Origin of the sequence: Amycolatopsis sp. NPDC051373, assembly GCF_040689465.1 — a bacterium.
In the GTDB taxonomy this organism is placed as follows: Bacteria; Actinomycetota; Actinomycetes; order Mycobacteriales; family Pseudonocardiaceae; genus Amycolatopsis.
In genome coordinates, this window is sequence record NZ_JBFBAE010000003.1 from 1 (window position 1) to 19,300 (window position 19,300).

The 19,300-nt window shown below is 70.1% G+C and carries 18 protein-coding genes and 1 pseudogene; 10 read left to right on the top strand and 9 right to left on the bottom strand.

Annotation, left to right across the window (positions count from 1 at the left end; all coding sequences use genetic code 11):
- Window positions 1-165 precede the first annotated feature (165 nt).
- From AB0383_RS05960 to AB0383_RS05970, 3 genes are all read right to left on the bottom strand, one after another.
- On the bottom strand, window positions 166-765 hold the full coding sequence (locus AB0383_RS05960) for a TIGR03086 family metal-binding protein (RefSeq protein ID WP_366185549.1): 600 nt from the start codon (window positions 763-765) through the stop codon (window positions 166-168).
- 173 nt (window positions 766-938) lie between these two features.
- Entirely contained in the window at window positions 939-2,129 is a 1,191-nt protein-coding gene (locus tag AB0383_RS05965; RefSeq protein ID WP_366185551.1) for a class I SAM-dependent RNA methyltransferase, read from the bottom strand.
- Window positions 2,126-4,177, bottom strand: coding sequence for an APC family permease (locus tag AB0383_RS05970; RefSeq protein ID WP_354873428.1), 2,052 nt, complete (start codon window positions 4,175-4,177; stop codon window positions 2,126-2,128). The genes AB0383_RS05965 and AB0383_RS05970 overlap by 4 nt, the downstream gene beginning before the upstream one ends.
- Before the next feature lie 141 nt (window positions 4,178-4,318).
- On the opposite strand from AB0383_RS05970, the pseudogene AB0383_RS05975 reads away from it, so the two are divergent.
- Both AB0383_RS05975 and AB0383_RS05980 read left to right on the top strand, forming a co-directional pair.
- Window positions 4,319-4,993 (top strand): annotated as a pseudogene (locus AB0383_RS05975) (TrkA family potassium uptake protein); the annotation flags it as partial.
- Window positions 4,993-5,649, top strand: a complete 657-nt coding sequence (locus tag AB0383_RS05980; RefSeq protein WP_364174334.1) for a TrkA family potassium uptake protein — start codon at window positions 4,993-4,995, stop codon at window positions 5,647-5,649. The pseudogene AB0383_RS05975 and the gene AB0383_RS05980, both read left to right, overlap by 1 nt.
- 62 nt (window positions 5,650-5,711) lie before the next feature.
- On the opposite strand, the gene AB0383_RS05985 is transcribed toward AB0383_RS05980, so the two are convergent.
- Window positions 5,712-6,371 (bottom strand): DUF3159 domain-containing protein, encoded by a 660-nt coding sequence (locus AB0383_RS05985; protein ID WP_364174927.1) that lies wholly within the window; start codon window positions 6,369-6,371, stop codon window positions 5,712-5,714.
- 117 nt (window positions 6,372-6,488) lie between these two features.
- Window positions 6,489-6,869, bottom strand: coding sequence for an OB-fold nucleic acid binding domain-containing protein (locus AB0383_RS05990; RefSeq protein ID WP_220238342.1), 381 nt, complete (start codon window positions 6,867-6,869; stop codon window positions 6,489-6,491).
- A gap of 102 nt (window positions 6,870-6,971) precedes the next feature.
- On the opposite strand from AB0383_RS05990, the gene AB0383_RS05995 reads away from it, so the two are divergent.
- The gene (locus AB0383_RS05995; RefSeq protein WP_364174336.1) at window positions 6,972-7,703 is read left to right on the top strand and encodes an alpha/beta hydrolase; all 732 of its coding nucleotides are present in this window, start codon (window positions 6,972-6,974) and stop codon (window positions 7,701-7,703) included.
- 73 nt (window positions 7,704-7,776) lie between these two features.
- Here the strand turns inward: AB0383_RS05995 and AB0383_RS06000 are convergent, their stop codons facing one another.
- A complete protein-coding gene (locus AB0383_RS06000; protein WP_364174339.1) occupies window positions 7,777-8,439 on the bottom strand; it encodes a DUF3710 domain-containing protein in 663 nt (220 codons plus the stop codon).
- A complete protein-coding gene (gene dut, locus AB0383_RS06005) occupies window positions 8,439-8,945 on the bottom strand; it encodes a dUTP diphosphatase (RefSeq protein WP_364174342.1) in 507 nt (168 codons plus the stop codon). The genes AB0383_RS06000 and dut overlap by 1 nt, the downstream gene beginning before the upstream one ends.
- A gap of 24 nt (window positions 8,946-8,969) precedes the next feature.
- Here dut and AB0383_RS06010 point away from each other — a divergent pair, with 24 nt between their 5' ends.
- Entirely contained in the window at window positions 8,970-9,455 is a 486-nt protein-coding gene (locus AB0383_RS06010; protein ID WP_364174345.1) for a DUF3093 domain-containing protein, read from the top strand.
- 187 nt (window positions 9,456-9,642) lie between these two features.
- Here AB0383_RS06010 and AB0383_RS06015 read toward each other — a convergent pair whose 3' ends face one another.
- Complete coding sequence (locus tag AB0383_RS06015) at window positions 9,643-9,951, bottom strand: DUF4193 domain-containing protein (RefSeq protein WP_204090248.1); 309 nt, start codon at window positions 9,949-9,951, stop codon at window positions 9,643-9,645.
- A gap of 592 nt (window positions 9,952-10,543) precedes the next feature.
- Between AB0383_RS06015 and cei the strand changes: the two genes are divergently transcribed.
- Window positions 10,544-11,227: an envelope integrity protein Cei gene (gene cei, locus AB0383_RS06020; RefSeq protein WP_364174348.1), complete on the top strand. Its 684-nt coding sequence runs from the start codon at window positions 10,544-10,546 to the stop codon at window positions 11,225-11,227.
- 34 nt (window positions 11,228-11,261) lie between these two features.
- Here the strand turns inward: cei and AB0383_RS06025 are convergent, their stop codons facing one another.
- Entirely contained in the window at window positions 11,262-12,083 is an 822-nt protein-coding gene (locus tag AB0383_RS06025; RefSeq protein WP_364174351.1) for an inositol monophosphatase family protein, read from the bottom strand.
- A gap of 64 nt (window positions 12,084-12,147) precedes the next feature.
- Here AB0383_RS06025 and ppgK point away from each other — a divergent pair, with 64 nt between their 5' ends.
- The 5 genes from ppgK to AB0383_RS06050 all read left to right on the top strand — a co-directional run bounded on the left by ppgK (window position 12,148) and on the right by AB0383_RS06050 (window position 19,264).
- Complete coding sequence (gene ppgK, locus AB0383_RS06030) at window positions 12,148-12,909, top strand: polyphosphate--glucose phosphotransferase (protein WP_364174354.1); 762 nt, start codon at window positions 12,148-12,150, stop codon at window positions 12,907-12,909.
- Between the two features lie 244 nt (window positions 12,910-13,153).
- The gene (locus AB0383_RS06035) at window positions 13,154-14,560 is read left to right on the top strand and encodes an RNA polymerase sigma factor (RefSeq protein WP_364174357.1); all 1,407 of its coding nucleotides are present in this window, start codon (window positions 13,154-13,156) and stop codon (window positions 14,558-14,560) included.
- Between the two features lie 602 nt (window positions 14,561-15,162).
- Window positions 15,163-16,140: an ABC transporter permease gene (locus tag AB0383_RS06040; protein WP_220238333.1), complete on the top strand. Its 978-nt coding sequence runs from the start codon at window positions 15,163-15,165 to the stop codon at window positions 16,138-16,140.
- The gene (locus AB0383_RS06045) at window positions 16,140-17,135 is read left to right on the top strand and encodes an ABC transporter permease (protein ID WP_364174360.1); all 996 of its coding nucleotides are present in this window, start codon (window positions 16,140-16,142) and stop codon (window positions 17,133-17,135) included. The genes AB0383_RS06040 and AB0383_RS06045 overlap by 1 nt, the downstream gene beginning before the upstream one ends.
- A complete protein-coding gene (locus AB0383_RS06050; protein ID WP_366185559.1) occupies window positions 17,132-19,264 on the top strand; it encodes an ABC transporter ATP-binding protein in 2,133 nt (710 codons plus the stop codon). Before AB0383_RS06045 ends, AB0383_RS06050 begins: the two co-directional genes overlap by 4 nt.
- The last annotated feature ends 36 nt before the right edge of the window (window positions 19,265-19,300 follow it).

A 19,300-nucleotide genomic window follows, 5' to 3' on the forward strand; every position in this document is an offset into this window, starting at 1 on the left:
GATTGAGCGGTGCGATCGGCCGCCCGGCCGATCGCACCGCTCAATCCACAAGCCGGCGCGATCTCGCGCCGTGGTTACGGAACAGGGGTGCTGTAGCGGCGCCACGCATTGGCGTTCCCCTGCGGCGCGGGCTGAAGGAGGTCGTGCCCAAGATCGCGGGCGCGATCAAGGCCTGAGCTCTCCCGCGCGCACCGGCGTCCTCCCGAGGAACGCCGCCAGCCGATCGGCCGCCGCCGCGTCCGGGGGCGCCGGCCGCTCGGGCGCGAACGGACCGCCCGGTGGCCGGGACTGGTCGCCGAACCGCGTCCGCCAGGACTCGAGCGCCTGCTCCGCGAGGTCGGGCACGAAGTCCGTGGGCTGACCCGTGGCGTCGGCGACGTCCCAGCCGTGCGCGAGGTACTCGTTGAGCCGCATGTGGACCAGCAGCGAGCCCGGCACGTCGCCGAGCGGCGTCGTCACCAGGCGCGTGGCCAGGCCGGGCTCGGCGAGCACCTCGCGCGCCCGCGCCACGGACGCCGTGAACGCGCCCGGTGGGTCGGCGCCGAGGTAGTCGCCGGGTGCCGCGGCCGGGCCCGCGCCGGCCCATTCCGCCACGCGCGCGTTGCCGTGCGCGAGGTGGTTGACCACCGCGCGCACGTCCCACTCCGCGCACGCCGTGGGCAGCGACCACTGGTCGTCGCGCACCGAACACACCACAGCCTGCACCACCGCCGCGGCGCGGTCGAAATCGTCGAGCATCACCATGCCGACCAGTGTGACGCTCACCACCGACAATTTTCCGACCGACACTGCAATTTGGCCCCGCCTCCGGCGGGGCGTGCGAGATCGCCTTTGAGCCGGGTTCCGGATGGGGGCGGTCGGATCGGCCGGGGGCCGATCGCGCCGCCCCCCATCCGGAAACCGGCGCGATCTCGCGTTGTGGTGAGGCAGGGGCCAAATTACTGCAGCAGCGCCACGCACTCCACGTGGTGGGTCATCGGGAACGCGTCGAACGCCCGCAGGTCTGTGAGCGAATACCCGTGGTCGGCGAAGGTCGCCAGGTCCCGGGCGAACGCCGCGGGATCGCAGGCGACGTACACGATCCGGTCGGGTGAACCCGCCGCGATCGCGTCCACGACCGCGCGCCCCGCACCCTTGCGCGGCGGGTCGAGCACGACCACGTCGACGGGCTTCGGCGCGTCCGCCAGGGCGTGTTCGACCCGGCCCGCGCGCCACGACACCTGCGGCAGGTCCGCGAGGTTCCGCTCGCCGTCCGTCACCGCCTGGCGGCCGGACTCCACGGCGAGCACGCGGCCGTCCTCCCCGACCTGCTCGGCCAGCACCGAGGCGAACAAGCCGACGCCGGCGTAGAGATCCCACGCGACCCCGCCGCGCGGGGCCTCGGCCCACTCTCGCACGAGCTGTGCGAAGGTGTCCGCCGCGAAGGGGTGCACCTGCCAGAAGCCGTGGGCGTCGAGGCGCCAGTCGCGGTCCGCGGCGTGCTGCACGGCGAGACCGCCGGACAGCTGGCGCGACTTCGTGCGGCCGTGGACGGTGGAGAGCTCACGCAGGTGCGTGTGCCCGTCGCCGTCGGTGGTCGTCTCGAGCTCGGTGCCCGGGCGCCAGCGCTTGGCCAGCGCCACGTCGAGCGTGCCCGGCACCGCGATCGGGCAGTCGTCTAGCGCGACGACGCGGTGGCTGTGGTGCGCGCGCAGCCCGGCGCGGCCGTCGCGCCCGGCCACGAGCCGCACGCGGCTGCGCCAGCCGAGCGGGCCGCCGTCGAGCGGCTCGACCACGACGTCGCGCGTGATGCCCGCCAGGCGTTCCAGCTGCTCGGCGACCACGGCCGCCTTCAGGGAACGCTGGTACTCCGGGTCGGCGTGCTGCCAGTCGCAGCCACCACAGCCCCCTGGCGCGGCCAGCGGGCACGGCGGCGTGACGCGGTGCTCCGAAGCGCCGAGCACCTCCACCGCGTCCGCCCGGCAGAACGAGCCGCCTTTGTCCTCGGTCACCTCGGCGCGCACGCGCTCGCCCGGCAACCCGTGGCGCACGAACACCACCCGTCCGTCCACACGCGACACGCAGTGGCCGCCGTGGGCGACCGGGCCGATCTCGAGCTCGACCACGCGGCCGAGCCAGTTCTCCGTCATTCAGCAGGTTCCTTGGCTTGTTTCGGGGTTTCCACAGGCTTCGCGGCCGCTGCCCCGCCGCTCGCCGCGAACCCACGCCGCACGTCACCGGCCGCGGGACGGGCCCGGCGACCGCGCTCCGCCGCCTTCGCCGACGACTCCAGCTGCCACGGCACGCTCGCGACGATGACACCCGGCTGGAACAGCAGCCTTCCCTTGAGCCGCAACGCGCTCTGGTTGTGCAGCACCTGCTCCCACCAGTGACCCACCACGTACTCCGGGATGAACACGGTGACCACGTTGCGCGGGTTGTCGCCGCGCACCCGCTTCACGTAGTCCAGCACCGGCTTCGTGATTTCGCGGTAGGGCGACTCGACGACCTTCAGCGGCACCTTGAACTTGTGCGCCTCCCACTCGGCGGTGAGGCGGCGGGTGTCAGCGTCGTCGACGTTCACGGTCACGGCCTCGAGCACGTCGGGCCGCATCGCCTTGGCGTAGGCGAGCGCACGCAGGGTCGGGCGGTGCAATTTGGACACCAGCACGATCGCGTGGTTGCGCGAAGGCAGCACAGTCGGGGTGTCGCCGAGCTCCTTCAGCTCCTCGGAAACACGGTCGTAGTGCTTCCGGATCGCCGTCATCAACGCGTAGATCGCCACCATCGCGGCGATCGCGATCCACGCGCCGAGCAGGAACTTGGTGATCAGCACGATGATCAGCACGGTGCCGGTCATCGTGAGACCGATCGCGTTGACCGTCTGCGAGCGCCGCATCCGCCGCCGCACCGCGCCGTCGGTTTCCTTGGCCAGCAAACGGTTCCAGTGCCGAACCATGCCGGTCTGGCTGATCGTGAACGACACGAACACACCCACGATGTAAAGCTGGATGAGCCGGGTGACCTCCGCGTCGAACGCGATGATCAGCACCAGCGCGAAGACCGCGAGGAACAGGATGCCGTTGGAGAACGCCAGCCGGTCGCCGCGCGTGTGCAGCTGCCGCGGCAGGTAGCGGTCCTGCGCCAGGATCGAGCCGAGCACCGGGAAACCGTTGAACGCCGTGTTGGCCGCCAGCAGCAGGATGATGCCGGTGGCGAAGGAGATGTAGTAGAACGCCGGCGGGAAGCCGGCGAACACGGCCTGGGCGATCTGCGTCACGATCGTCTTCTGCTGGTACCCCTGCGGCGCGCCCTGCAGCTGCTCGGCCGGATTGTCGGCGAAGTTCACCTTGGTGATCACGGCGAGCGTGATGATGCCGATGAGCATCGTCACCGCGAGCACGCCCATGAGCAGCAGCGTGGTGGCCGCGTTCTTCGACTTCGGCTTCCTGAACGCCGGCACGCCGTTGCTGATCGCCTCGACCCCGGTCAGCGCCGCCGCGCCCGAGGAGAACGACCGCAGGATCAGGAAGACGAACGCGAACCCGGTCCACGTGCCCTCGGAGTGCAGCGTGAACCCGGCGCTCTCCGCCCGCATCGTCGTGCCCGTCGCGGCCTCGATCAGCCCCCACACGACCATGACCAGGATGCCGATGATGAACCCATAGACGGGGATTGCGAAGGCTTTGCCCGATTCGCGCACTCCGCGCAGGTTCAGCGCGGTCAGCACCGCGACGATCACCACGGCGGTGATCACCTTGTGCTCGGCGACCCACGGGATCGCCGAGCCGATGTTGGCGACACCGGACGAAGTGGACACCGCGACGGTCATCACGTAGTCCACGAGCAGGGCGCTCGCCACCGTGAGGCCGAACTTGCTCCCCAGGTTGGTGCCGGCGACCTCGTAGTCACCGCCACCGCTCGGGTAGGCGTGCACGTTCTGCCGGTACGACGCCACGACCGTCAGCATGACCAGCGCCACGGCCACCCCGATCCACGGCGCGAACGCGTACGCCGACAGCCCGGCGAAGCTCAGCGTCAGGAAGATCTCTTCCGGCGCGTACGCGACGCTGGAAAGCGCGTCCGAGGCGAAGATCGGCAGCGCGATGCGCTTGGGCAGGAGCGTGTGGCCGAGCCGGTCACTGCGGAACGGACGTCCGAGAACCAGGCGCTTCAACACGGTCGGGAACTTCGACACCCTGGTGAATCTACAGCGCAGCGGAGCTGCTCCGTTGAGGGCGGTGGAGGGGAGGACGGTGGAACCAACCGGGGCCCGGCAGGGTAGGTTCGCCCGTGGTGCGCGAGGGTACCCACGAACGGGTTTACCCCACCTACGAGGAGGCAAGGCGTGCACGTGGTGATCATGGGGTGCGGCCGGGTCGGCGCATCCCTGGCCGCGGCGCTGGAGCGTCTCGGCCACGAGGTGGCCGTCATCGACAAGAACCCCCAGGCGTTCCGCCGGCTGGGCCACGACTTCCACGGCCAGCAGATCGTCGGCGTCGGTTTCGACCGGCAGGTGCTGATCGAGGCCGGCATCGAAGAGGCCGGCGCGTTCGCGGCCGTGTCGAGCGGGGACAACTCCAACATCATCTCCGCGCGGGTCGCGCGCGAGAACTTCGGCATCGAGCACGTGGTCGCGCGGATCTACGACCACAAGCGCGCCGCCGTGTACGAGCGGCTGGGCATCCCCACCGTCGCGACGGTGCCGTGGACCACCGACCGCTTCCTGCGGACCCTGCTGCCGGACGGCGTCGCGTCGGTGTGGCGCGATCCGTCGGGCAACGTCGCGCTGCTGCAGTTGCCGCTGAACGAGGGCTGGGTCGGGCGCAGCGTGCGCGACCTCCAGGACGCCACGGGCGCGCGCGTCGCGTTCATCATGCGGTTCGGAAACGGCGTGCTGCCGGACAACAAGACCATGGTGCAGGCCGACGACGTCGTGTACGTCGCGGCCCGCTCCGGCACCGTCAGCGACGTGACGAGCGTGGCCGCTCGCGCTCCGGAGGAGGAGAACTGATGCGGGTCGCGATCGCGGGTGCCGGCGCCGTCGGGCGCTCCATCGCCGTCGAGCTGATCGACGGGCGGCACCAGGTGATGCTGATCGAGCGGGAGGCGGACCAGTTCGAGCCCGAGAGCGTGCCGCAGGCCGACTGGGTGCTCGGTGACGCGTGCGAGCTCTCGAACCTCGAGGAGTCCGGCATCGAGCGCTGCGACGTGGTGATCGCCGCGACCGGCGACGACAAGTCCAACCTCGTGGTGTCGCTGCTCGCGAAGACGGAGTTCGCCGTGCGCCGGGTGGTGGCCCGCGTGAACAACCCCGCCAACGAATGGCTGTTCACCGACGCCTGGGGCGTCGACGTGGCCGTGTCGACCCCGCGCATGCTCGCCGCGATGGTCGAGGAGGCCGTGAGCGTCGGCGACCTCGTGCGGCTGATGACCTTCCGCCAGAGCCAGGCGAACCTCGTGGAGCTCACGCTGCCCGAGGAGACCCCGTTGGCCGGCAAGCCCGTGAGCGACATCGCGCTGCCCCGCGACGCCGCGCTCGTCACGATCCTGCGCGGCGACCGCGTGATCGTGCCGCAGCCGGAGGACCCGCTGGAAGCCGGTGACGAGCTGCTGTTCGTGGCGACGTCGGACGTCGAGCCGGAGATCCGCACGGCCCTGGGATACTGAGAAACACAGGAAAGGCCCCTCATGAGCGTGTGAGGGCCTTTCCTGTGTCTCGGGGAAGGCCGTTAAACCTCCGGAGTCGGCGTCTGCGCGTACTTCTCGCGAAGCCGGGCCTCGACCTCCGCGTCGGTCTCCGGCTTCGGCTCAGTCTCGGCCAGCGCCTTCAGCCGCTTGTCCGAGCGGCGGACCGCCCAGACGACAACGAGCAGGCCCAGCGCGTAGAGCGGGTAACCCATGGCGATCTTCGCGAACGCGAGCCAGCCGGTGTAGTCGCTGTTGTAGAGCCAGCGCTGCACCACGAACCGCGCGGCGAAGATCACGGCCAGCGCGAGCGTGGCGACGTCGTAGCCGTAGCGCGAGGGCTTGTCCTTGCGCCAGGCCTGGCCGGCGCCGTTGAGTGCGCTCCACACCACGCCGGCGATCGGCCAGCGCACGAGGATCGACAGCACGAACACGCCGCAGTAGGCGAGGCTCGCCCAGATGCCGAAGAGGAAGAACCCCTTGGCCGAACCCGTGCGGAACGCGATGAACGCCGCGATCGCGACCCCGAAGAAGCCCGAGATCGCCGGCTGCAGCGGTTCCTTGCGCACGACCCGCAGCACCGTGATCGCCACGGCGCTGCCGACCGAGCCCCAGATGGCCGCGGTGAGCCCGAAGAAAGCGTTCACCAGCACGAACACGATCACCGGCACCGACGAGTAGAACAGGCCCGACACGCCGCCCATCTGCTCCAGCAACGTGGGTTCGGGCTTCTCGGTGTCGTTGTCCGTGTCGTGCTTTTCGTCCCCGCCGCCGGGCACGTTCGTCTCGTCGCGGGGAGCGGGTTCAGTCACGGGAGTCGATCAACCTACCGGGCTCTGGAGTTCGTAGTACGGGTTGTACAGCACCTTCTGGCCGTCACGCTCTGCCATCCGGCCGCGGACCTTGATGGTCCGACCCGGCTCGATACCGGGGATCCGGCGTCGGCCCAGCCAGATTAGCGTCACGCCCTGTGTCCCGTCGAACAGCTCGGCCTGGAGCGTCGGAGTTCCCTCGCTCGGGCACAGCTCGACGCTGCGCAGCCTGCCGAGCACTGTCGCCTCTTCGCCGGACCGGCAGTCACAGGCGCGGCGAGCACCTTCGGCCCCTGACCTCTCGGACATCTCGTCGGCGTCGAGGTCCTCGACGTCGCTGGTCAGCTTGCGAACCAACCGGCTGAAGTAGCCGCCGTCCTTGGCGGACATGGTGTGCTCCTGTGCTCCGGGGCCCCCGACTTCGCGGCCCGTGCGTAATCCAGCGTAGCTGTGGTTCACATCAGCGAAACGGGTTTGCGCCAAGATCGCAACGTGACGTCCGCAATCCGGAACCTCCCCGTGGTCCTGCTGCCCGGTACGGGGTCCGACGAGGTGTTCGTTCAGTCGGTGTTCACCGGCCCGTTGGCGTTGGTGGGCGCCCGGCTGATCGCGCCGCCCCCGCCGCCCGGCGCCGCGCTCGCCGACGGGTACCTCGAAGAGCTCGACCGGCTCGCGCGCGTCCACGGATCGCTGGTCGTCGGCGGCATCTCGTTCGGCGCACACCTGGCCACGGAGTGGGCGGTGGCGAACCCGGGCCGTTGCGAGGGGCTGGTGTGCGCGCTCCCGGCCTGGAACGGCGAACCCGGGTCAGCGGCCGCGGCCGTCGCCGCGCGGGCCTCAGCGGATCTGGTGGCCTCTCAGGGCGTCGACGGCGCGTTGGCCGCCGTCGCCGCCGGGAGCCCGGGGTGGCTCGTCGACGAGCTGTCGCGGGCCTGGCGACGGCACGGCGACGAGCTGGTGGCGGGCCTGCGGGTCGCCGCGGGACGGCGGGCGCCGTCGTTGGCGGAGCTGGCGACGGTCGCCGTGCCGGCCGGGATCGGCGGGTGCGCCGGGGACCTGGTGCACCCCGTGGCGGTGGCGCGCGAGTGGGCCGGGGCGCTGCCGAGGGGCGAGCTGGGCGTGGTCGAGCTGGCCGGCTTCGGACGGGACCGCGAGGTGCTGGGGCGCGCGAGCCTCGTCGGGTTCCTGAAGGGCTGGTTCGGGTCCGCCGTGGGCCCGCGATGAAAACCAGGTGGTGAAAAGAAATGAAAGAAGGCCCCGGCACAGGTGAGTGCCGGGGCCTTCCTTCGCTTGACTGTCAGCCTTCTTGCTGCTCGGCGATGTGCTGCGCGACGGCTTCCGGGAGCGTGATCGGGAGCGGCGTGCGCACCGGCATCGGGGAGTCGCCACGGTCGACGATGGTGTGGCGCACGATCATGCGCAGCACGTCGGGAGCCTGCGCGGACTGCGACTGCGGGCCGGCGATCACGCCGCGCAGCATCCAGCGCGGGCCGTCCACGCCGACGAAGCGCAGCGCGACGTCGCCGACGATGGCCGACAGCTCCAGGCCCCACTCGCCGCGACCCACCGTCACCTTCGCGCCGTCGGCCCGCAGCTGGTCGGCCAGCTCGGTGCCGACCTCGCGCCACAGACCGCCCGAACGCGGCGCCGCGTAGGCGCTGACGGTGATCTGGCCCTGCTCGGTCACGACGTGGACCGCGCGGACACCGCCGGCCTCCGGGTCCATCTCGACCTGCACCTGCGAGCCGTCCGGGACCGGGACCCGCACCGAACCGAGGTCGATGCGCGGGATGCCGTCCTCTTCGGCGTCGGCGACGTCGAAGGGCCCCTGCTCGGTCTCCGACAGCTGGTTCTCGGGTTCGACCGCGTCGTCGGCGTCCGCCCCGGTGTCGCCCGCGGCGCCGCCGCCGGGCTCGGTCCGCCCGTCGTCGGACTTGCGCTTGCGTCCGAAGATCCCCACTACTTCTCCGTTCCTTCCCCAGTGCCCGCGTCCGTGCCGGGCACGTGCGGGACCAGTGTGGCGTGCCCGCCCGTCGAGCCGTAACCACCGGCGCCACGTTCGGTGTCACCGAGCTCGGCGACCTCGACGAACTCGGCGCGCTCGACCCGCTGGATCACGAGCTGCGCGATCCGGTCGCCGCGCGCGAGCACCACCGGCTCGTGAAGATCATGGTTGATGAGGCAGATCCGGATTTCACCGCGGTACCCCGCGTCGATCGTGCCGGGGGTGTTCACCACCGACAGCCCCACGCGTGCCGCGAGCCCCGAACGCGGGTGCACGAACCCCGCGTGGCCGGGCGGCAGCGCGATCGCGACGCCGGTGCCCACCACCCCGCGTTCGCCGGGCCCGAGGACGATATCCGAGGTGGTGACGAGGTCGGCGCCGGCGTCGCCCGGCCGCGCATACGCGGGCAACGGGACACCGAGGTCGAGCCGGGTGAGGAGTACCTGAACGCTGGAGGACACGGGCGGCGAGACTACCCTTGTCGCGTGGCTGACACCGTGAACACCGCCGTGAAGCGCGGACTGGCGCACTCCGAACGGCTGTACGTGCCGTGGTGGGGCTGGCCGCTGCCGATGCTCGGCGCGATCCTGCTCGGCGTGGAGATCCACCTCGGGTACCCCTCGATCCCGGTGTGGATCCCGCTGCCCATCGCCGTCGTGGTCATGGGCGCGCTCGTGCTGTCGCTCGGCCGCTCGCGCGTGCGGGTGACGGGCGGTGACGAGCCGGAGCTGTGGGTCGGCGACGCGCACCTGCCGCTGCGCTTCGCCGGTGTGGTCGAGATCCTCGAGAAGGACGACAAGCGTCGCGCGCTCGGGCGCGACGGCGACCCGGCCGCGTTCGTCCTGCACCGCGGCTGGGTGGGCCCGGCGGTCCGCGTGCAGCTCACGGATCCGGCCGACCCCACGCCGTACTGGCTGTTCAGCACGCGCAAGCCGAAGCGCGTCGCCGAACTGCTGCGCGCCCGTTCCTGAGCGAACGCGCCTGAGTTCCGCGGAACCGGTCCCGCGGACGCGGAAGGGGGCCGGCCTGGTAAGCCGACCCCCTTTACCCAGCTCGCGAGCGAGCTTCCCCGGACCGCCGCGACTGTGTTTCCCCTGAAAAACCTGTTCCCTGAAGTCCTGTACGAGATCCCCGTACGCCGTCAGGCGCAGGCTGTGCTCAGGCGCAGTCGCGACAGATCAGCCGGCCGCCGTTGTCTTCGGCGAGCCTGCTGCGGTGGTGCACCAGGAAGCAGACCGAGCAGGTGAACTCGTCAGCCTGTTTCGGCACGACCTTCACGGTCATGTCCTCACCGGAAAGCCCGGAAAGGTCGGCACCAGGAAGCTCGAAGTTCTCGGCGTTCGCGTCCTCGTCGACGTCGACGACGCCGGACTGGTTCTCGTTCCGCCGGGCCTTCAGCTCCTCCAACGAGTCTTCGGCCAGCTCGTCGGCTTCGCTGCGGCGCGGAGCGTCGTAGTCGGTAGCCATGTGTCCCTCACCCCTGCGAATCAGCTTGTCTTGTTCTTCCGGTCCCCCGGGCGTGCCCGTGAGCCGGTCGTGCCGCTGGTCAACGTTCCAGGGCCCCTGTTTGTGCCCGGCGCCCGCAGTGACCGAGGTCTCAGCCAGGTGCCCCTCTTCCTGCGGCCGGAGCCCGGGAAGGGTAGCTCACCGTTCGCCGAGCTCCGCACCGAGTCGCGCATTGCTTGAATTTCGTCACCCGACAGGGGGAATCCGCAGGTGAGACGGGTGACGTCCGTTGAGGTTGCCCACGGGTCGCGAAGATCACCCGGCAGCGTTGTCCGCTTGCTCCCGCGGAGGTCTCCGTGGTGCGATCAGCGGACCGGGGATTCGCGGCCCGGCCTCGGCGGGGACGGGGCGGGCGCAGGGTGACCCGCGCCACCGGGCGCGGCGCGGAACGCCTAGGCTGGGCGGCTACGGCGGCCCTCACAGTGTCGCCTGGTACACCGGGGACGACACCGGGGGACGACATCGACTGGGGCGCGCGGCGCCACGGGGTTGTGGGGTCCTGCGGGGCGGGGTCCGCGGACGGGGTTTCCGCGTTCGGGAAGGGACGGGGCAGGTGGCGTCGGGGAACGTCTCGGGGGACCGTGGTGCGCGGCCCTATCGCAAGCACCGGCCGCTGCCCGCGCTCATCGTGATCGGGGTGCTCGCCCTCGGCGCGGTGTTCGTGTGGGTGAACGCCGTGGTCGGCCGAGGGGACGTCGACGAGGCCGTGCTCTGCACGCCGGCCCCCGCTCCGCCTCCGGGCACCACTTACACGACCGTGGCCCACAACGGCCTCGACGACCGCTCCCCCGTGCCGCCCGACAAGGTGGCGCTGAAGGTCCTCAACGCCAGCACCACGCGCGGCCAGGGCGGCATCACGACCACGGCCCTGCGCGAGCTCGGCTTCACCGCCATCGGCGACCCGGCCAACGACCCGGCCTACCCCAAGGGCGACGCCAAGTGCCGCGGCCAGATCCGCTACGGCGAGAACGGCGCCGCGGCCGCCCGCACGGTGAGCCTCGTGGTGCCGTGCGCCGAGCTCGTGCGCGACAACCGCAAGGACGCCAGCGTCGACCTCGTCACCGGCACCCTCTTCGACGACGTCCGCCCGCGCCCGGAGGCGCGCCAGATCCTCCAGAAGCTCGCCGACTGGTCCAAGTCCCACCAGGGCGGGGGCGGCAACGAGCAGTCCTCGGGCCCCGGCGCGCCCGTGATCGACCAGACGCTGCTCGCCGCGGCCCGCGACGTCGCCTGCTGACCCTGGACCCCCGGGCGGGGGTCCAGGGCGGGCGTCAGACGCTCTTGGCGTCCAGCGAGGCCAGCACCTGCCGCAGCGGCTCCGCGATGCCGGGCGCCGCCGCGAAGGTCACGTCCTCGCCCAGGTCGGGTGCCGAGCCCGGCAGGAGGATCGTCGCGCCGGCTTCGGCCGCGACGAGCGCCCCGGCGGCCCAGTCCCAGCGGTGCAGGCCGTGCTCGAAGTACGCGTCGAGCCAGCCCGCGCCGACCGCGCACAGCTCCAGCGAGGCCGCTCCGCCGCGGCGGATGTCCCGCACGTGCCCGAGCAGCTCGCCCGCGAGTGCGCCTTGACGCACGCGACGGTCGCGCGCGTAGGCGAACCCGGTGCCCACCAGTGACAGGTCCAGGCGCGTCGGCGAGGACGCCGACAGGCGCCGGCCGTCGAGCCAGGCGCCCTGGCCCCGCGCGGCCGTCCAGCGACGGCCGCTGACGGGTTCCACGACCGCGCCGGCCACCGACACCCCGTCGACCTGCGCGGCCAGCGACACCGCGAACGCCGGCAGCCCGTAGAGGAAGTTCACGGTCCCGTCGATCGGGTCCACCACCCACGTCACGCCGGACCCTGCCGTGGCGCCGCCGCCCTCCTCCCCCAGCACCGGTTCGCCCGGGCGCAGCTCGGCCAGCCGCTCGCGCACCAGCTCCTCGGACTCCTTGTCGATCGCGGTGACCACGTCGGTGTCCGCCGACTTGGTGTCCACGCGGACCACGCCGCCCGCCTGCATGGCGGTCCAGGCCGCCCGCACCAGCCCGGCCGCCTCGACCGCCACCTGCTCCGCAACGCTTTTCAGCAACGACTCGTCAGCTCCCACGTCCGACATGTCACCACATCCGGTTAAAGTCTCCGAAGCAGACTTCTGAATCGTGCGAGAAGGGACCACGTCAGTGACGGCGACCCGAGGTTTCGGAATCGACATCGGCGGCAGCGGGATCAAGGGCGCGCTGGTCGATTTGGAAACGGGACAGCTCATCGGCGAGCGACACCGGATCGAGACGCCGCAGCCGTCGACGCCCGAAGCCGTCGCGGACGTGGTGGCCGAGATCGTGCGCATCGCGGAGTGGGACGGACCGGTCGGCGTGACGCTGCCGGCGGTGGTCAAGAAGGGGGTCGCGCACACCGCGGCCAACATCGACCACGCCTGGATCGGCACGGACGCCGACGCGCTGTTCGCCAAGCGGCTCGGCAAGAGCGTCGCGGACGTGGCGATGCTCAACGACGCCGACGCGGCCGGCGTGGCCGAGATCCGGTTCGGCGACGAGGCCGCGCGCACCGGCGTCACCGCGCTGCTGACCTTCGGCACCGGCATCGGCAGCGCCGTGTTCCACGACGGCAAGCTCGTGCCCAACACCGAGTTCGGCCACCTCGAGGTCGACGGCCACGACGCGGAGAAGCGCGCCGCGGCGTCGGTGAAGGACAACGAGGGCCTGAGCTACCACCAGTGGGCCAAGCGGGTACACCGTTACTTGACCGTGCTGGAGAACCTGATCTGGCCGGATCTGTTCATCGTCGGCGGCGGCGTGAGCAAGAAGGCGGAGAAGTGGGTGCCGCTGCTGGACGTCCGGACCCCGGTGATCGTGGCTTCGTTGCAGAACAACGCGGGCATCGTCGGCGCCGCCGCGGCTGCGGTCGAGGGCATCGCGCACTGACCCGGACCCGCCCGTGAACGGCCGTGAAACCTACGCGCGGGTCACGGGAAGGTCACGTGCGGGTACCGTGCGGCAGGCCGGAGGGTGATCGCTTCGCGACGCACTGCCCGGCCGTCGTTACAATGGAAGGCGGCCCACGGCTGCGGGAGTGAAAACCGCAGGCCGAGGCGTGTTCCCCGAATGTGAGGCAGCCGAGGTGGCGATACCTCGGCTCGTCATGATCGACCGCTGCGAAAGGGCGTAAGTGGCAGCCGCAAGAACCGCAACCCGAAGCGGGACGAAGACAGCGACCGCAGCCGGCGAGCCGGCCGACGAGGCAGCCACCGGCGCGGCGAAACCCAAGACCGCCACCAGGTCTGCCGGCGCGAAGAAGGCTCCGGCCAAAAAGGCGCCGGCCAAGAAGGCCACCACCAAGGGGTCCAAGACCGAAGACGGCGACCCGGACGGCCCGGCCGACCTCGACGAGGCCGAACTCGACAGCCCGGACCTGTCCGACCTGGAAGAGGTCGAGGTCGACGTCGTCGACGAGACGGTCAACGACGAGGTCGCCGAAGACGACTCCGACGACTCGGAAGAAGAAGCCGAGGAGACGGAGACGCCCGCCGCGCGCCGCCGTAGCAACGCAGCCGCCGAGAAGGGGCCGAAGTCCGCCTCGGACAACCCCGACTTCGTCTGGGACGAGGAGGAGTCCGAGGCGCTGCGCCAGGCGCGCAAGGACGCCGAGCTCACCGCTTCGGCCGACTCGGTGCGCGCCTACCTCAAGCAGATCGGCAAGGTCGCGCTGCTCAACGCCGAGGAGGAGGTGGAGCTCGCCAAGCGCATCGAGGCGGGGCTCTACGCCGCCGAGCGCGTGCGCACCGCCGAGGAGGAGGGCGAGAAGCTCGTCACCCAGATGCGCCGCGATCTCAAGTGGATCGTGCGCGACGGCGAGCGCGCCAAGAACCACCTGCTCGAGGCGAACCTCCGGCTGGTGGTCTCCCTGGCCAAGCGCTACACGGGCCGCGGCATGGCGTTCCTGGACCTCATCCAGGAAGGCAACCTCGGCCTGATCCGCGCGGTGGAGAAGTTCGACTACACCAAGGGCTACAAGTTCTCGACGTACGCCACGTGGTGGATCCGCCAGGCGATCACCCGCGCGATGGCCGACCAGGCCCGCACCATCCGCATCCCGGTGCACATGGTCGAGGTCATCAACAAGCTCGGCCGTATACAGCGCGAACTCCTGCAGGACCTCGGCCGCGAGCCGACGCCCGAGGAGCTCGCCAAGGAGATGGACATCTCGCCGGAGAAGGTCCTGGAGATCCAGCAGTACGCGCGTGAGCCGATCTCGCTGGACCAGACCATCGGCGACGAGGGCGACTCGCAGCTCGGTGACTTCATCGAAGACTCCGAAGCGGTCGTCGCGGTCGACGCGGTGTCGTTCACGCTGCTGCAGGACCAGCTCCAGTCGGTGCTGCAGACGCTGTCCGAGCGCGAGGCGGGCGTGGTCCGGCTGCGCTTCGGCCTCACCGACGGCCAGCCCCGCACGCTCGACGAGATCGGTCAGGTCTACGGCGTCACGCGTGAGCGTATCCGCCAGATCGAGTCGAAGACGATGTCGAAGCTGCGGCACCCGTCGCGGTCCCAGGTCCTCCGGGACTACCTGGACTGATCGCTCGGTCTCGACGAGGAACCCCGTCACCGGAATCCGGTGACGGGGTTCTTTGCTGTGCGCGAAGATCCGCTGGGCACTGATCAACCGGGAACTGATCGATCGGGCATGCTCCGATCAAGCGCTGGCTCGACCGGCCACTGTGGACGAAGAAGGGCCGAAGCAGAGGACTGGACCTCTGTCGGCGGGTCGCCGGCAGGCACAGAGGTCCAAACCATGACCGGTATGTCCGTTTCCGGCGTTCCGCAGCCGTTCGCAGCATTTCCGTCCGCCCTCGGAAACATTTCCGGAACGTGATCCGCGGTATTCGCCCACACACCCACCGCGACGAGCCGCACGTAGTGAATACCTCGCTGGCCCCGCCCACCGCAACAGCCGAAAGTCGGTCCTTCACGTGCCTGCGGCGGAAATCGTGATTATTTGGTTGCCTGGGAACGAAGATCGGAGGGCCTTCTCCGGATTATGCTGCGCCGACAACGAGCGTCAGCAGCATTCGGAAGGCAGCACCGGCTAGTGTTTTCGACGAAAACTCAATCGGGCGAGAGTCAGGCGTGGCCGTCGGTACGGAGTGGAACCTCCGTTCCCGGTGAATCGAGGAAATCGTGATCGGCTTCCTCCTCCGCCGCCTCGTCAACTACGTGGCATTGTGCCTGGTCGCCACCTTCGCAGCCTTTTCCTTGGCGTCGCTGGCTTTCAGCCCGCTCGACGCGCTGAAGCTGCGGAACCCACCGGCTCCGCAGTCCACTATCGACGCCAAGGCGGCCGAGCTCTACCTGAACCAGCCCATCCCCGAGCGCTTCTTCACCTGGCTCGGCGGAGTGCTGCAGGGGAACTTCGGTCGCACGGTCGCCGACCAGCCGATCACCGACGAGCTCTTCCGCCGTGCCGGCGTGAGCCTTCGGCTGTTCTTGCTGGGCATCACGATCGGCATCATCATCGGCGTGCTCGTCGGTGTGGTGAGCGCGATCCGGCAGTACAAGGTGAGCGACTACGTGGCCACCACGTTCTCGTTCGTCGTGCTGTCCACCCCGGTCTTCGTGATCGCCACGATCCTCAAGGCGGGCGCCCAGTCGGTGAACGACAACCTGCTCGGCGGGTACCAGTTCTTCATCGTGCAGGGCGAGACGAGCGGCATCGACGGCAGTTTCGGCGACGTGCTGCTAGACCGGTTGCAGCACATCATCGTGCCGACACTGGCGATCGTGCTGACGCAGGTCGCGTACTACAGCCGCTACCAGCGTTCGGCAATGCTCGACGTGCTCGGCTCCGACTTCCTGCGCACTGCACAGGCGAAGGGCCTCACCCGCCGGCGCGCGCTGTTCAAGCACGGCCTGCGCACGGCGCTGATCCCGATGGCGACGCTGTTCGCGTTCGGCTTCGGCCTGCTCATCACGGGCGGCATCTTCACCGAGCGGATCTTCGGCTGGTACGGCATGGGCGACTGGCTGGTGACCGGGATCCAGAAGCAGGACACCAACATCGTCGCGACCGTGACGCTGTTCATCGCGATCTGCGTGCTGCTGGCCGGGTGGCTGGCCGACGTGCTCTACGCCGCGCTCGACCCGAGGGTGAGGATCTGATGGCCGCTCCCGTGAACGAGGCCGACATCGCCGACTCCGCCGTGCTGGCGGTCGACCCGCGCAGCGATGCCGAAAGCAGGTCCTCCAGCCGCGGCAAGCTCGTGCTGCGCCGCTTCCTGCGCAACAAGCTCGCGGTCATCTCGCTGGCCGTGATCGTGCTGTTCTACGTGCTGGCCTTCACCTACACCTGGTACTCGCCGTGGTCGTACGACGAGCTCGACCCGCTGTCGAACCTGCTGCCGCCGGACGGGAACCACTGGTTCGGCACGAACCAGATCGGCGGCGACATGTTCGCGCAGACCATGCGCGGGCTGCAGAAGTCGCTCACGATCGGCCTGCTGGCCGCGCTGTTCTCCACCGGCGTCGCCTCGATCGTCGGCGCGGCCGCCGGTTACTTCGGCGGCTGGACCGACCGCATCGCCATGTGGGTCGTGGACCTGCTGCTGATCCTGCCGCCGTTCCTGATCATCTCGATCCTCTCGCCCGCCTTCCGCGGCAAGACGTGGCTGATCCTGGTCGGCCTGATCGCACTGTTCCAGTGGATGATCACCGCCCGCATCGTGCGCGGTATGACGCTGACGTTGCGCGAACGCGAGTTCGTGAAGGCCGCGAGGTTCATGGGCCAGCCGTCGTGGCGGATCATCGCCAAGCACATCGTGCCGAACATGGCCTCGCTGCTGATCATCGACGCGACGATCAACGTCGGCGTCGCGATCATCACCGAGACCTCGCTGTCGTTCTTCGGGTTCGGCGTGCAGTCGCCCGACGTCTCGCTCGGCACGCTCATCGCGAGCGGTACCGACGCGGTGCGCACCTTCCCCTGGCTGTTCTACATCCCGGCGGGCTTCCTCGTGGTCACCGTGCTCGCGGTGAACTACGCGGGTGACGGCCTGCGCGACGCGCTCGATCCTTCTTCGTCGCGGTCGCGGCGCAAGGAGCGCAAGCGCATCGCCGAAAAAACGAAGTCCCCCAGCACCACAGGAGCCACAGCATGACCGCCTCGCTCGCACTGGGCGCGGAGACCGAGAAGCCCACCGGCACGGTCCTGGAGGTCTCCGACCTCGACGTGTCGTTCCCGTCCGAATCCGGCCGCGTGCACGCGGTCCGCGGGCTCTCCTACCAGGTCGCGGCCGGCGAGGTGCTGGGCATCGTCGGCGAGTCCGGTTCCGGCAAGTCGGTGTCGTCACTCGCGGTCATGGGCCTGCTCCCGCCGCAGGCGCGCATCTCCGGCTCCATCCGGTTCCAGGGCAGCGAGCTCATCGGCAAGTCCGACACCGAGCTGTCCAAGCTGCGCGGCAAGAAGATCTCGATGGTCTTCCAGGACCCGCTCTCGGCACTGACGCCCGTGTACACCGTGGGCGCGCAGATCGCCGAAGCACTGCTGGTGCACGCCAAGGGCTCGATGTCCAAGCAGCAGGCCAACAACCGGGCCGTGGAGCTGCTCGACCTCGTCGGCATCCCGAACGCCGCCGCGCGCGCCAAGGCGTTCCCGCACGAGTTCTCCGGCGGCATGCGCCAGCGCGCGGTGATCGCCATCGCGATCGCCAACGACCCGGACCTGATCATCGCCGACGAGCCGACCACCGCGCTCGACGTCACCGTGCAGGCCCAGGTGCTGGAAGTGCTGAAGACCGCGCAGGAGGTGACCGGCGCCGGCATCGTGATCATCACCCACGACCTCGGCGTGGTCGCCGGGTTCGCCGACCGCCTGATGGTCATGTACGCCGGGCGCGCCGTGGAGCAGGGCCCGGTCGAGACCATCTACGCCCAGCCGCGGATGCCGTACACGCTGGGCCTGTTGGGCTCGATCCCCCGCGTCGACGCGCACGAGAAGCAGCCGCTGGTCCCGATCGAGGGCCAGCCGCCCTCACTGGTGAACCTGCCCTCGGGCTGCCCGTTCGCGCCGCGCTGCCCGCTGGTGATCGACGCGTGCCACCAGGCCGAGCCCGCGCTGTTCACGATCACGCCGGGCAACCCGAACGCGCCGGTCGACACCACCCACCGCGCCGCGTGCATCCGCACCGAGGAGCTGGCCGGCCCCAAGGCCGACGCGGCCGAGGTCTACGGCGCCGAGGTGATCGAGGAGGCGGCGGTCGCGAAGCTGCCGCGCGCTCAGCGCACCGCGGTGCTCGATGTGCAGGACCTGCAGAAGCACTACCAGATCACCAAGGGCGCGGTGCTCAAGCGCAAGGCCGGTGTGGTCAAGGCGGTCGACGGCATCAGCTTCGACATCGTCGAGGGCGAGACGCTGGGCCTGGTCGGCGAGTCCGGCTGTGGCAAGTCGACCACGCTGATGGAGATCCTCGAGCTGGCCGCCCCCCAGAACGGGTCGGTGGCGGTACTCGGCCGCGACGTCGCGAAGCTGAACGGCAAGGGGCGCAAGGAGATCCGGCGCGACCTCCAGGTGGTGTTCCAGGACCCGATGGCCGCGCTCGACCCGCGGCTGCCGATCGGCGACATCATCGCCGAGCCGATGGTGACCCACGGCTACGGCAAGGCGCACATCGCCAAGCGCGTGCCCGAACTGCTCGGGCTCGTGGGGCTGCGCGCGGAGCACGCCGACCGGTACCCGGCGGAGTTCTCCGGCGGGCAGCGCCAGCGCATCGGCATCGCCCGGGCGCTCGCGCTCGAGCCGAAGCTGATCGTGCTCGACGAACCGGTGTCCGCGCTGGACGTGTCGATCCAGGCCGGCGTGATCAACCTGCTCGACGAGCTGAAGGCGAAGCTCGGCCTCTCGTACCTGTTCGTGGCCCACGACCTATCGGTGATCCGGCACATCGCCGACCGCGTGGCCGTGATGTACCTCGGCAAGATCGTCGAGATCGGCGATGTGGAGACGGTCTTCGACGCGCCGCAGCACCCGTACACGCAGGCGCTGCTGTCCGCGATCCCGATCCCCGACCCGATCAAGGAACGCGAGCGGACGCGGATCATCCTCACCGGTGACCTGCCCAGCCCGGCGAACCCCCCGTCGGGTTGCCGGTTCCGCACCCGCTGTTTCGTGTTCTCCCAACTGTCCGAACAGGACAAGCAAAAGTGCATCGACGTCGAGCCGCCGCGCGAGTCCCGCGCGGACGACCACGACGTCGCCTGCCACTACGCCAAGACCCGCGAAGTCGTGTAGCCATCCGTTGGCACACAGGGAAAGAAAGGTAAACAT